The sequence below is a fragment of the Flavobacterium sp. J372 genome (genome assembly GCF_024699965.1).
Taxonomy (GTDB): Bacteria; Bacteroidota; Bacteroidia; order Flavobacteriales; family Flavobacteriaceae; genus Flavobacterium.
On sequence record NZ_JAJOMZ010000004.1, the window covers coordinates 869,987 to 883,473 of the forward strand.

The following is a 13,487-nucleotide window of genomic DNA, read 5'->3' on the forward strand; positions in this document are numbered from 1 at the left end:
GTTTTATGTTTAATCTAAAAATAGGCCCGCAACTGTACGCTGCCGGTATGTATTGCCTTGCTGGTTTCGCTTTTGCGCCCCTGGTAGTTTACGTTTACGTCAAGGTATTGCGTAAGGTTCTTTTGCAGCAGCAGGCGCCAGGTAAGGTTTTGCCCCGGCAGGAGGCCCTCAAGCATCTGGTATGCGGCAGGGGAGAGCGCATTACCGGTAAAGTCATTCTTGTAAAAAGAAAATTCACCATTCGCGGTAAACGACTTCTCTGAAGCATAGCTGAATGATGTCCCCAGCCTTTGCTGCGACAACTGCTCGCGCCCGGTAATCATGTTTTCTTTACTGCGGTATTCATAAAACAAGTCCCAACTGGCATTGCGCGAGAAGATGTATGACACCTTTGGCCCTGCCATATAACCTTCAACCTCATAATTCCGTGAAAGGCTCTGGTCTTCATTCGGGTTTTGGTTGAGCCTTGTATAAGCTTCTGTATCTATAGTTTGCAGCAACGCATTAAACAGCCATGTTTTTTGCACCAGGTGTGTGTATTGCAGTTGGTGAGAGCTGTTGGCGTTTTCCTGGTTACCGAAGTTGAGCAGGCTGCGGCCGCGGTTATTGATATAGGTGTAGATGACTGAATGGTCCTGCTTGCCGCGGTTGTAAAACAGGCTGTTGCGTATGCTTGATGTAAGGCCCAGCAGGTTGTCTTCTTTTCCTGTAAACGGACTCAAATCAAAATTATCTCCTGTACGCTCAATCTTCCTGTCGATGAGGAGAGATGCCTGATTGTAAAAGTACGAGAGGAACTTTTTAAAGCCTTTCTCGTTCTGCCATTGGTTGGCGTTTAGGGTAACCGACTGTGAAAACCTGTTTTGGTGCGTGCGGATGAAAATCTGGTTGGGCAGGAATACGCGTACATATTTCGCCTGATCGGGGAATGGCGCTACTTCAAACTCCTGCAGTTCCTGTATGCCGTTGCCGTTATAATCATTCCAGGTGTAAACACCCTGCCCGGGCTCTACTTCGAGATAGGTAAATTCCTGCTGCGGCAGCGTGCCTGATGTGGTTTCGTAGGCCGTACTCACCTGCACCAGCTGGTCCCAATACCTGTCGTTGTACAAAACGCGCGAGTTGAGTGATGGCTCATCTTTCAGCGCAGGGTCTTCAAACTTTAACCTTCTGTAATTGATAAAGACAGTCAGATCGCTTTTATCCGTTTGCAGCAGTCGTGATTTAAGGTAATAAGAGTTAGAAGTATTCACTTTTTGAAGCAATCCGTTCACGACGCTATCGTTTGCACGCTGCAGGTAGCCCAGCTCGGCATAAACTTTTGTGCTGTCACCACGCCCCACAAAAGCGCCAAACTCTGTAAACCTTTGGCTGAGTGCTGAAAATTGGCCTGTTTCTTTCAGGCGCTCACGGTTATCTTCAAGCCGTAATGTTGCACCTGCCCAGTTCTTCCCGAAGTGTTGTTTGGCTATGGCTTCATTTCGTATAAATTCTGATGCGGCATAATCACTGTCACTCTTCAGCCAACTGCCGCGGTTCTGCACGAGCAATTTGTTGAAAGCCATCCTGCCGTCAATTACATGCCTCGTCCCCGTAAATGCATTGCTGAAGTCCAGCTTCTCTAAGCGATAATCTACCTGTCCGCTGCCCAATCGTTTAAATGTTGCCCCTGATACGAGGTAGCTCTGGTTGCCGTTGCCCTGTACCACACCGTTAAGATTCCAGTCACGGTCGAATTCAATGTTGAAGAGGCGTTCAATAGTGCGAAATTCCTTTTGTATGAACTGGTAGTTGGCAAAGGCGTCAATATTCCATTTATCGGTAGTAAATAAGCGCTGGCGGGCGTTGATTTTTCCTGCAAGGCCCTCATTGTCGCTGTCATTAAGCGATGAGTAGAGGTTAAGGTCGTTATTGCTGATTCCGCCTTCAAAGTCTATATACGTTTTTTCATTAGGGCTGAGCTTACCCAATACGGTAGCTATTTGAATCTTAGACGGAGGGGTAAGCCGTATTACAGGCTCATAATTTCCCTGCGGGATACCGTTAACCGGCGCAACATATTGGTAAATTCGCCCGATAGCGGCAGTACTTGCAAGTATATAATTCCCGTTGCCCTGGCCAACCAGTGAGAAGCGCACATTGTATAATTCATCATTAGGGTCATTGCTATAGATGAAAATGTAGCCAGCTCCCTGAGATACGCGGCGATACAAAATCTTATTTTCAGAATAGCTGTCAAGATAAGCTGATGGCGCTGTCATTTGGGTAATATCATCGCCCGCAGCCTGCAAGACGGCTATCTGTTCCGGTGAAAGGCTTTGTTGCAACGGCTGGTTCTTTACGTCATTTTCGCTATATACATATCCGCCAAGGCTCCATGTTTTTGCTTCGTGCGTTACGCCGCCATAGGTAACAAAACGCGTATAGCTACGCTCGCTGTACTGGTATTCCACATTAATACGCATTTCAGACGTGATAGGAAACAGCGTTGTGAAGATGATTTCGCCGGCATTATAATCAATGATATAGTCGTTGTTTTCACCGCGTTCCAACAGTATCCCGTTAACAAACACCCGCTCTGACCCCGAAATCACTAACACATATAACTCATTATTAGGCCCGCGCAGCTTGTATGGGCCCTGATTCCCTTCCTGGCCAATGAAACTGCTCCTGGCATATTGTCCTCTTACCAGCGCAGCTGCCGCAGATATGGTGGTTTTAGACTCCTTCCCGAATGCCACTGAAGCTGCCAGCCCTTGTACTTTTTTGCTGAAATTGAGGAAACGCGACTGTCTGTTTTCAAGGAAAAGGTCCCCTGCGCGGATATTCCAGTCATCGCTGAAAAGTTCTATGAATACCTGGTCAAACTCGTCAAGCCTTTGGGAATAGCCCCCCTCCTGTAAGGGAATATTACTGTCTTGTATAGAGGCACGAAGGCTTACTTTTTCTGATAATTTACCGGTGATTTGAAGATCTAAGTTTGAATTTACCACGGCATTTTGGTTGTTGCCCACAGTTATTCCACGCGTGATGCTGCCCGATGTGGTGAGCCCGTCAAATGGCCTGAAGGTATTTAAATCGCGGCTGTTTACGCGGTACAGGCTTTCCGTGCCCGATTCATTACTCACCATGCGGCTATCATCATACACACCGTATTTTTTAGTGAGGTATTCAGGATAGCTAAGGTAACGCATTGTAAGGGTGTCTGTAGGAGTAAACCCATTGCGGAATACCAGCGTACTGTTGCGGAAATCTACTTTGTAATAGCTGGTGTCAATATTTTTTCCGTCGCGGTCCTGGAGTTTGAAAAACGCCTTGTTGATGCTTACGTTGTCAATCCGGATGGTATCGCTTACCGGGGGGACTTTGCGCAGCTTGTACGGCGTAGTGATCTCCTGGCTATAAGCCACGGAAACACAACATAAAAACACCGCTAAAAGCCACTTCTTCAGCATCGTTACACTATAACTCTAAAACCGCAAAAGTAGTGTATTACGAACTAATAGTTAACAGTCGCAGTCACAGTTTCAGTTGTGCTCCAGCTTTGTTATTTTTAATTTGTCTTTTGGAATTTTGGTGCTTTAAACAGCATATATACCAGCCCAATAACCGTAATCACTGCTGAAGAATACATGATGGTAGGGAAGCGATCGATAAAGTCGGCATAATACCAGCCTGCAAATAGTGCGCCCAAACCAATACCGGCTTCAAGTGAAATGTACATGGTAGCCATAGCCTTACCACGGTGCTCAGGATGGCTCATGTCGACCGTCCAGGCGTTAACAGCGGGAGAGACAATTCCTGTAGCAATACCATATACCACAGCACCCGCCATAAGCCCAAACGGCGTTTGTACAAGTCCTGTAATCGCTAGCGAAAGCGCCATCACAGCAAGGCCTATTGTAATGACTTTCGGGCGGCCGTATTTATCACTTGCTTTGCCCGCTACGAACCGAATGAGCAAAGAAGCTACAGTGAATGCCACAAAGAAAATACCCTTGTTGGCAATGCCCAAATGAGCCGTCCAGTCAGGTATCAGGGTTAATATTGCACCATAAGATGCATAGGCAAGGAAGGTGATGATCCCCGCCGGAAGTACTTCGGGCGCAATGATATCACGTCGGGAGATTTTCAGCAGTGACAAACTGAATTTTTGTCTTGCCTGCAGCGTTTCCTTCATGTTGAGCAGAATCAGGATTGACAACAATGCAAAAGCCGATGAGCACCAAAATAATACATTAATATTATATCGAAGTGTAATATAGCTTCCAATAGCCGGCCCAATAGCAAGCCCCGTGCTAAACGCCAGACCGTGAAAGCCTAATGCCTCACCCCAGCGCCCGGCCGGGACAATATCGGCTACATATGCCGCAGTAGCCGTCGGCTTAAATCCTGTAGAAAATCCATGAAATAAACGCAGCAAAAGAAATCCCGCGACAGTGCCGAGAACCGGGTATAAAAATCCGCACACAAAACACACAATGCTCCCGAAAGCCATTATGGGCACACGGCCAACGGTGTCGGTAAGGCGTCCGCTAAATGGTCGTGATATTCCCGCAGTAAGGGTAAACAATGCCACGATAAGGCCTTTGTATTCAGCGCCGCCAAGACTGCTGAGGTAGCCAGGCAGTTCCGGCACCAGCATGTTGAAGCTTGCCGAGAACAAAAGCGAGCTCATGCAAACCAGCATGAATTGAAGATTATAAATAGGATGGGGAGTCTTTGCCATAACGCGGCGCAAAGGTAGGCGTTGCTGTTAGAAAGTTTAAATGTTTAAAGTTAAAAGTTAAAAGTTATGGCACGAGTTATAGGGTTACGAATTTCGGGTTGGGGGTGAAGCTAACTTTCAACTTTACGACTTTTCAACTATACTAAAATTTACGGAAAAACCGTACTCATCGTAAAAAATAATTGATTACGTTTATCCCCGCCGGTAAACCACACCTTACACTTAATGCTGGCATACTACTCTCTAACAATTTTAGGCTTTTGGCCTGTAACTTTTGGCTTTTGACTTTTGCCGTTCAGCCTTTGACTTTTGCCTGAGACTTTTACTATATTTGCAGGCATTTGCATTAATTCTATTCAAAATGAAACACACAAAAGTTAAAGACCTGCTGAACAGCACGAAGCCGATTGACGATGTAATGGTTAAAGGATGGGTACGTACATTCCGTAATAACCAGTTCATAGCCCTTAATGACGGTAGCGTGCTTCATAATATTCAGTGTGTTGTTGACTTTGAAAATACGCCTGCCGAAACCCTTAAGCGCATTACAACCGGCGCAGCAGTAGCTATAAAAGGCAACCTTACCGAAAGCCAGGGCGCAGGCCAGAAATATGAAATACAGGTAAAAGAGCTTGAGATACTGGGCGACAGCGACCCCGAAAAATTCCCGATGCAGCCTAAGAAGCACTCACTGGAATTCCTCCGTGAGAATGCCCACCTGCGTGTACGTACAAATGTGTTTGGCGCTATCATGAGGGTACGTTCTGTACTGTCGTTTGCCATACACCAATACTTTCAGGAGAAAGGTTTTGTGTATGTAAATACGCCGATAATCACGGGCAGCGATGCCGAAGGTGCCGGAGAGATGTTCCAGGTAACATCACTGCCTGTAGGCAATCCGCCGCTTAACGAAGAAGGCAAGATAGACTATAAGCAGGACTTCTTCGGGAAAGAAACCAACCTTACCGTGTCAGGCCAGCTTGAAGCAGAAACCTATGCTATGGCACTGGGCCAGGTATATACTTTCGGTCCAACTTTTCGTGCGGAAAACAGCAACACATCACGCCACCTTGCCGAGTTCTGGATGGTTGAGCCTGAGGTTGCTTTTAACGATCTTGATGCCAACATGGACCTTGCTGAAGATTTCATTCAATACGTGATAAAATTTGCGATGGATCGTTGTGCAGACGACCTTAAATTCCTTGACCAGCGCCTTGCTGATGAAGAGAAGCAAAAGCCACAGGCAGAGCGAAGTGAGCTTGGCTTACTTGATAAGCTGAACTTCGTGCTGGAGAACAACTTTAAGCGCGTGAGCTATACCGAAGCCATCGATATCCTCAAGAACAGCAAGCCGAACAAGAATAAGAAATTCAACTATATCATTGAGGAGTGGGGCGCCGACCTGCAAAGCGAGCACGAACGCTACCTTGTGGAAAAACATTTTAAATCGCCGGTAATTTTGTTTGACTATCCTGCAAAGATCAAGGCATTCTACATGAGGCTGAACGATGATAACAAGACGGTCCGCGCCATGGATATTTTGTTTCCGGGCATTGGTGAGATAGTAGGCGGTTCACAAAGGGAAGAGCGCCTTGATGTGCTACAGCAAAAAATAGCCGACCTGGGCATTGACGAGAAAGAGCTTTGGTGGTACCTTGATACGCGCCGTTTCGGTACGGCAGTACACAGCGGTTTTGGCCTTGGGTTTGAAAGACTGGTGCTTTTTGTAACCGGTATGGGCAACATCCGTGACGTGATTCCGTTCCCTAGGACACCGCAAAACGCAGAGTTTTAAACTAAAAAAAGCCTTCCTGACTGGAAGGCTTTTTTATGATAGGTCTTGTGAAAGCTTTTATAATAAAGGCAAATGCCAACTTTACCGTTTTTGTATAAGTTCTTTGATTCCCGGAATGTGCTGTGCCCCGTATACCACCAAAATCTTCTTGTTTTTTGAGGCTTTAATCATATTGGCAACAGTAGTATTCCTAAAGTCTATAGTTATTGCATCCAGGTTGTTTTGTAATTGTTTGCATTTGCCTGCGCCGGGTTTGGTTTCAAAATCGCAAGGCTCTAGTTTTATTGGCCCGTATAATTTTTCATACTGTGCAATATATTCTGCTATAGTAATATCGGCATTTACATCTTTATCGGTAATTCCAAGTTGGTCATATTCAGGTTGTGCAATAACATCAGGGTATGCAAGTGTTATCAGAGAAAACATTTTTCGCGTCGGCTCGACCGGTAAGATCTTCCTGAATTTCAGCCGTAATGTATCTACTTCACTTGAGGCTTTCGTAGCTTTCATCTGCTCATAAAAAACCACATATCCCTCTTTTTTATGGTCTTTTATAATTTTTGAGAGGTTTTCATAAAATTTTTTCTGTGCCGCGTGGGATATAGGGATAAATTTTACAGTCTTATTTTTAAGGACAACAGTCTCTACAGCAGGATTTTCAAGCTTTAATATTTCTGTAGCATGCTTAAATTTTGCCTGATCCTCAGCAGATGAATAACTAATCTGCCTCTCTATCATTAATTGAAGCTGTTCGTGCCCAAGTGATTTAATCATTTTTATCTGCACGCTGTCCAGTTCAAGCTCCTGTGCATGGCAATTAATAATGGTAAATGCTGAAAAAAACAATACTGCCGAAAGCTGTATAAGACTGAATATAAAATTTTTCATATGGATATTTTTTGTATTGGACACATAAGGAGTCAATATGTTACATCATGGCCGTTAAATGATTTGCTGATAATGGTACGGTTTATAATTTTATCTAAAAACCTTTCCAAACTCCTGCGTGTTTTCGTACTTTTATGCTTACAAATATTGAGCGTTCCGTACTATGCTAAAGCAGAATTTACAATTAAAACTTTCACAGAAATTATCTCCGCAGCAAATACAGCTGATGAAGCTGATACAATTGCCGACGCAGGCTTTTGAGCAACGCCTTAAGGAAGAGATGGTTGAAAATCCTGCTTTGGAGAGTGGTAACGAAGAAAGTGATTACGAAAAGGATGAGTTTGATACTCAGGATGATTATGACGACTATGATGATTATGAAGGCGAGCGCATTGATGCCGATGAGATCAATATAGACGAATACCTGAGCGATGACGAAACACCAAGCTACAAGCTTCAGGCTAACAATTATAGCGATGATGACGAAGACCGCAGTATGCCTTTTGCCGCAAGCGTAAGTTTCCACCAAAGCCTTACGGACCAGCTGAATACATTTATACTTGCTGAAAACGAACGCGAAATTGCCGAGTTTTTGGTAGGAAGTATTGACGATATGGGCTACATCCGAAGGAGCATCCCCGATATTGTTGACGATATGGCATTTACGCAGGGCATTTATACCGATGAGGCAACTGTTGAACGCATTCTGCACATCATACATCAACTTGAACCTGCTGGTGTTGGCGCGCGCGACCTCCAGGAATGCCTGTTGCTGCAATTAAGAGCAAAAACGCCTACACAGTCGGTTGAATTGGCTATTGACATTCTTGAAAACCAGTTTGATGCCTTTACCAAAAAGCATTATGATAAGCTGCTGCAACGCTATGACATCACGCAGGAACAGCTACGCAAGGCTATTGACGAGATTGAGCACCTGAACCCGAAACCGGGCGGGGCGTATGAGAGCAATGCCAAGCCTATTGAGCATGTGGTGCCTGACTTTGCCATAAAGATTGTAGACGGTGAACTGGAACTGACCCTGAACGGGCGTAACGCTCCGGAACTGCATGTAAGCAAGGACTACCAGGAAATGCTGCAGAGCTATAAAGACAGCCGCGACAAAAGCAGCGCCCAGAAAGATGCCGTGCAATTCATAAAGCAGAAGCTTGACTCAGCCAAATGGTTTATAGATGCCATACGCCAGCGCCAGGAAACGCTTTTTGTGACTATGAATGCCATCATGCATTACCAGCAGGAATATTTCCTTGACGGTGATGAGGCCAAGCTGAAGCCTATGATATTAAAGGATATTGCGGATATGATTGGGCTTGACATATCAACCGTGTCACGAGTGGCCAACAGTAAGTATGTTGAGACACCATACGGAACCAAGTTGATAAAAGACTTCTTTAGCGAGGCCATGAAGAATGACCAGGGAGAAGATGTTTCTACCATCGAAATCAAGAAGATACTCAGGACAGTTATCGAAGAGGAAGACAAGCGCAAGCCGCTGCCTGATGATAAGCTGGCCGACATACTTAAAGATAAAGGCTACCCAATAGCGCGCCGTACCATTGCCAAGTACCGTGAGCAGTTAGATATTCCGGTGGCGCGAATGCGTAAAAAGATATAGCCATGCAAAGGCTGTTCAGGTTTTGCTCATTTTTATTCCATCCGCTGCTTATCCCGTCTTATGCCACGCTGCTGTACTTTACGGCAACGCACAACTTTTTTTATAAGCACGAGATTTACCTGATTTTCATTCAGGTGCTCATCCTTACCATATTGCTGCCTATTTCATTGTTCTACTTGTTGAGGTCTTTCGGTTTGCTTAAATCAAAAATGGTAAACAAGAGAGAACGCCGACTCCCGCTGGCTATCTACGCCGTGTTGTTACTAATATTGCTACGGCATAGCCTCGCCCTGCTTGTAGTGCCTGAGCTATATTATTACTTTTTAGGCTGCCTGTTCAGTCTTATTGGCGCTCTGGCACTGGCAATCGTCAATATAAAAGCAAGTATCCATACGTTAGGCATCACTACATTGGTAATGTTGCCGATTGGGCTTTCAGCTTATTATCATATACAATTTTTAGGAATAATTATTTTTCTTATTATCATGGCTGGTACCGTTGCAACATCAAGGCTTATAGCCGGCAAACATAACCTGGGTGAAGTTGCAATCGGGGCACTGTTAGGCATTCTTCCTCAGATATTGTTGTGGTTTATCTGGCTTATGCCTACATTATAATATATAGAACATCAGTCCAAGGTTAAGCGAGTTCAGCTTTAGCTTTTCGCCTGTGTCTGTAACCGCGTCTTTATAAATTGGGCTCAGGCCATAGTAAGCATACAGGTTCCAGGTGTTCCATCCGGCAGAGATATAAGCGCCGTATACCCATTTATTAACGTTGTTGTCACCTTTCACTTTCAGTTTTGCAACATTTTCAAAATCCTCAAACTGCGCTTTATCATACAAAAGGTAGCTCAGTTTGAAACCAAGGTATACGCGCCAGAATTTATGGTCTGTAGCTGTTGAATTCCTCCACCGGAATTCTATAGGTAATTCAAGGTAATGCAAAACCAGTTTATCACGGCCAAAATTGCTTTCAGGCTGGATAGTATAGGTGTTGCCGGATGTGTTTTCAATTACTAATAAATTATGTTTTATGTTGTTGTAAGAATACCCAAGCCCGGCAGCAATGGCATAAGTGCGTGCAGGGTTTACAGGAAAATCGCGTAATACCCCAAACGTTACCCCCGTTGAAACCGAATTTTGTTTATAGCCTTCGGGCTTTCCCTGTACAAGATTGTATGATATAGAAGCATAGATTTGGTCTTCACGGTATAATGGGTCGGCTGTTTGAGGTACACTGTCAAGTTTTACAGGCCCTTCCTGCTCTTGAATCTCATTTTGCGCCAAGACTGTAATTGATGATAAAAGCAGCAGCAAAAAAGAAAAACGGCGCAAATTCATATCGGTTTTTTTAACTATACAAATATGCAAAACTTTCACGTAACTCTTATCTGGCAATGCCATCTTTAGGTTGTAAATGTTTTACTAATTAACTCTGATACGGGCAAAATGATTCGTAAATTTGGGTATAAACTAAAATGAAATATTATGCTGATAGAAATCAATACTGACAATCACATTGAAGGTAAAGAGCGTATGAAGACCTACTTTGAAGGAGTGCTTGAAGAAGCTTTCAGGAGATATGATGAAAGGATAACACGCCTTGAGGTACAGCTGGGCGATGAAAACAGCGGTGAAAAAAAAGGAACTGACGATAAGCGCTGCATGCTTGAGGCAAGGCTAAGCGGACTGGCTCCTGTAGCGGTTGTTAACCACAGTGATACGATTGAAAAAGCTGTTTCCGGCGCAATCAAAAAATTGAAAAATGCCTTGGAGCATTCACTTGGCAAAGTCCAGCAACATTAATCTTTTTCAAGATGATCTTAAAGCCCCACAGGGCTTTTTTTAGTGCTTATCAGAAAAGATTGATATTAATAGAAACTTTTACAGCAATGTTTTTAGTGAATTGCGGTAGGTGGTAAGGCCCGTAACGATAAAACGCTGTAAATCCAATAAATTTATAAATTTCGTTAAGTTCAAAACCGCTCTCATAATATCCTTTTTCAAGAGTTTTATAAGGCAGGCCTGTATGCTGTCCCGGGTTTTCCATATTGCCCCAGGCAAAGCGGGTTACAAGTACCGGAGCCAGCTTTATTTTGCCATATATTGGGAATTTCCTCCAGCCGTGCTTAGCCTGGAAGATAACATACTGGCTCGAGAAGAACTCATTGAAATACATGGTTTCAAAACTGTTTTTACCTGCAAAGCGCAGCCTGCCACCAATGGTTTCTTTATCTCGGCTGTTAGGGCGTAAACTGTATAAATGGGTAAGAGGTGTGTCTCCAACAGCCATTCCTGCCTGTGCGAGAAATGATGTTTTTTGCCCGTTAAGGTACTTCTTCTCATATTCAGTCCTGAAGTCCACCTTGCCAAAGGTAAAATCACCATCAAACAATCCGCGTATGGAATGGGTGTATTGGAAGGTGAATTTTGGAAAACGCTTTTCAGTCTCAATACGCCCGGTCGGGGTTTGCATATATTGGCTGAACGGATTCCATTGTATAGCAACCAATGCTGTTGTGAGGTTAAACTGGCGGTAGGTTTGGCCATTGCCCGGGCTAAATTCATATTCAAAAAGCGGTTCTATATGGCTATGTGATAACTGCAGCCGTGTTTGCGCTTTAGCAAGAATTTGTGAATCAATGTATGCATCCCAAGTCTGAAAATTATAGAAGGTTGATATGTTAAGCGGGCGGGAATCCAGTATTTTGAAGCGTTTTGGTTCAGTTGCAAAAGCAATGCTAGCTATTTCCTGTAAATCATCAGTGTAAGAGATGCCTATCCATGAACCAGTAAATTCATCAAGGCGAACAGCGCCACCTGTGCTATATTTGAATTTGCCATCTTGCGTGCCATAGCCTATATAGCCGTTTAACCTGAATATTTCTGAAAATTTACTATTGGTAATCCCTCCGATACCAACACGTATACCTTCACGAAGATTATACCTTAATATTGAGCGAAGATCTATATCAACAGGGCCCAGCGGAAAGTATCCGTTTAATATGCGGCGGCCAAGGATTATTCGCTGCTCCCAGTTTTCACTGGCAACAATACTATCCAGCGAGGCATAGGTTTTGGCTGTACGTATATCAAGCGTATCACGATAGCGGTTCCAGAAAACATCGGGTTGTGAAGTCGCTTCATCGGTAATTTCTACGGCAACTGCTGAATGCTTAATCGTTACAGGGACATTAAACTGCTTGTCGAAATTTCGCGAGTCAGACTGTATATATACAAAGTCTGACGCTTCTTTTGGGCGGTTGGGGTTGGTGGCCTCTTCAGCATCAAATTTTATGGTCTCTCCCAGTATCTTTATATCTTCTTTATTGTTGCCCTTCACAATTTTAAGTGATTTATTTTCAGGAAACCATATGCCTAAATCCTTTTCATAAGTAAAATAATGGCTGGAAGTAATATCCATTATATTTCTTGTTCGGAAGGTTGCCTGTGCCACGCCATAGGTCTCCATATCAATATATAAAACACCTTCAAGCCGTTTCTTTTTCTTTTCGCGGCGAGGCTCAAAGTAAATCATGTAGGTGTTGCGGCCTTTTACAGCAACGGTATCAAGTATCTTGTATGTAAAGTTTGAAAGCGCATCATCTTCCATTGGCCCCCGGTATCGGGTCTCTACAAGGTCAATCCTGTCATAAACCGAATAAGACTGCAGCTTTAGTGAAATAATTTCATACACAGGCTTCTTAAACCCGGCCATGCGTGTGCCCTGTACGTTTTCTTTTAAGCCTTGTTCTCTATTAAAAGCAAACTCAGAAACCTTCTCCATCTGGTACAGGTGCCGCTTTTCAATAAGGCGTTTGAATTTAAAATCAGACGAATCTATCTTCTCAAATCTGCGGCCGGCCTTTTCATAAATATACAATGAATCAAGCTTATCAGAAATAGAATCCGGGTGTGCTGTTACAATTAGGCGCTCATACAAGTTATATTTAAAGCTGGAAAGCTTTTGCTGAGGGTCATTTTGGGGTTTTCGCCTTATGGCTTCGCGCATTATGATACGTGCAGGGCTTTCACCGCCTACAACAACTTCTGTAAGCTGCTGGGCATTTTCTGCAAGTTCAACAGCATAATGCCGCTTGCCTTCAACTATTGTTACGCGCTTAGTTTCAAAGCCTGTGTATGATATAACGAAATAGGTAGAATTGCCGGGATTTTCAATAACGAAACGTCCGTCAATATCAGTTGTTACAGAGCCTCCGTTTTCAGATGTAACAGTAGCAAATGCCAGTGGTACACGGTTGGCGGCCACACGCACAACTCCCGTAACAGGTTGCTGCGCCGTACATATAAAACCAATAAATAATAATAAGATGGCGAAAAATCTCATTAAGCAATAGTTAATGCCCGAAGGTATAAAAGATAGGTCTTTAAAAGCGTTAACAATTAAATAAAAAATCCGCATTTTCAGCGGATTTTCTT

The 13,487-nt window shown here is 43.9% G+C and carries 9 protein-coding genes; 4 read left to right on the forward strand and 5 right to left on the reverse strand.

The features are described 5' to 3' along the window. Positions 1-14 precede the first annotated feature (14 nt). Both LRS05_RS04275 and LRS05_RS04280 read right to left on the reverse strand, forming a co-directional pair. Positions 15-3,455 carry a hypothetical protein gene (locus LRS05_RS04275; RefSeq protein ID WP_257867190.1) on the reverse strand — a complete coding sequence of 1,147 codons (3,441 nt, stop codon included), beginning with the start codon at positions 3,453-3,455 and terminating at the stop codon, positions 15-17. Between the two features lie 98 nt (positions 3,456-3,553). Next, the gene (locus LRS05_RS04280) at positions 3,554-4,729 is read right to left on the reverse strand and encodes an MFS transporter (protein WP_257867191.1); all 1,176 of its coding nucleotides are present in this window, start codon (positions 4,727-4,729) and stop codon (positions 3,554-3,556) included. A 361-nt stretch (positions 4,730-5,090) separates the two neighbouring features. Here LRS05_RS04280 and asnS point away from each other — a divergent pair, with 361 nt between their 5' ends. Next, on the forward strand, positions 5,091-6,524 hold the full coding sequence (asnS, locus tag LRS05_RS04285; RefSeq protein ID WP_257867192.1) for an asparagine--tRNA ligase: 1,434 nt from the start codon (positions 5,091-5,093) through the stop codon (positions 6,522-6,524). A gap of 81 nt (positions 6,525-6,605) precedes the next feature. On the opposite strand, the gene LRS05_RS04290 is transcribed toward asnS, so the two are convergent. Continuing rightward, positions 6,606-7,412: a hypothetical protein gene (locus tag LRS05_RS04290; protein WP_257867193.1), complete on the reverse strand. Its 807-nt coding sequence runs from the start codon at positions 7,410-7,412 to the stop codon at positions 6,606-6,608. A 163-nt stretch (positions 7,413-7,575) separates the two neighbouring features. Here LRS05_RS04290 and rpoN point away from each other — a divergent pair, with 163 nt between their 5' ends. Then, complete coding sequence (gene rpoN / locus LRS05_RS04295; RefSeq protein WP_257867194.1) at positions 7,576-9,045, forward strand: RNA polymerase factor sigma-54; 1,470 nt, start codon at positions 7,576-7,578, stop codon at positions 9,043-9,045. A gap of 2 nt (positions 9,046-9,047) precedes the next feature. Beyond that, positions 9,048-9,662 carry a hypothetical protein gene (locus LRS05_RS04300; RefSeq protein WP_257867195.1) on the forward strand — a complete coding sequence of 205 codons (615 nt, stop codon included), beginning with the start codon at positions 9,048-9,050 and terminating at the stop codon, positions 9,660-9,662. Here the strand turns inward: LRS05_RS04300 and LRS05_RS04305 are convergent. Continuing rightward, on the reverse strand, positions 9,657-10,388 hold the full coding sequence (locus LRS05_RS04305; protein ID WP_257867196.1) for a porin family protein: 732 nt from the start codon (positions 10,386-10,388) through the stop codon (positions 9,657-9,659). The two genes, LRS05_RS04300 and LRS05_RS04305, sit on opposite strands and share 6 nt — an antisense overlap. A gap of 147 nt (positions 10,389-10,535) precedes the next feature. Here LRS05_RS04305 and LRS05_RS04310 point away from each other — a divergent pair, with 147 nt between their 5' ends. Next, positions 10,536-10,853, forward strand: coding sequence for an HPF/RaiA family ribosome-associated protein (locus LRS05_RS04310; RefSeq protein WP_257867197.1), 318 nt, complete (start codon positions 10,536-10,538; stop codon positions 10,851-10,853). 49 nt (positions 10,854-10,902) lie between these two features. Here the strand turns inward: LRS05_RS04310 and LRS05_RS04315 are convergent, their stop codons facing one another. Continuing rightward, positions 10,903-13,395 (reverse strand): DUF5686 and carboxypeptidase regulatory-like domain-containing protein, encoded by a 2,493-nt coding sequence (locus tag LRS05_RS04315; protein WP_257867198.1) that lies wholly within the window; start codon positions 13,393-13,395, stop codon positions 10,903-10,905. Positions 13,396-13,487 lie beyond the last annotated feature (92 nt).

Coding starts and splice junctions, on each gene's coding strand:
- LRS05_RS04275 (WP_257867190.1), bottom strand. CDS start 3,455: ATGCTGAAGAAGTGGCTTTTAGCGGTGTTTTTATGTTGTGTTTCCGTG.
- LRS05_RS04280 (WP_257867191.1), bottom strand. CDS start 4,729: ATGGCAAAGACTCCCCATCCTATTTATAATCTTCAATTCATGCTGGTT.
- asnS (WP_257867192.1), top strand. CDS start 5,091: ATGAAACACACAAAAGTTAAAGACCTGCTGAACAGCACGAAGCCGATT.
- LRS05_RS04290 (WP_257867193.1), bottom strand. CDS start 7,412: ATGAAAAATTTTATATTCAGTCTTATACAGCTTTCGGCAGTATTGTTT.
- rpoN (WP_257867194.1), top strand. CDS start 7,576: ATGCTAAAGCAGAATTTACAATTAAAACTTTCACAGAAATTATCTCCG.
- LRS05_RS04300 (WP_257867195.1), top strand. CDS start 9,048: ATGCAAAGGCTGTTCAGGTTTTGCTCATTTTTATTCCATCCGCTGCTT.
- LRS05_RS04305 (WP_257867196.1), bottom strand. CDS start 10,388: ATGAATTTGCGCCGTTTTTCTTTTTTGCTGCTGCTTTTATCATCAATT.
- LRS05_RS04310 (WP_257867197.1), top strand. CDS start 10,536: ATGCTGATAGAAATCAATACTGACAATCACATTGAAGGTAAAGAGCGT.
- LRS05_RS04315 (WP_257867198.1), bottom strand. CDS start 13,395: ATGAGATTTTTCGCCATCTTATTATTATTTATTGGTTTTATATGTACG.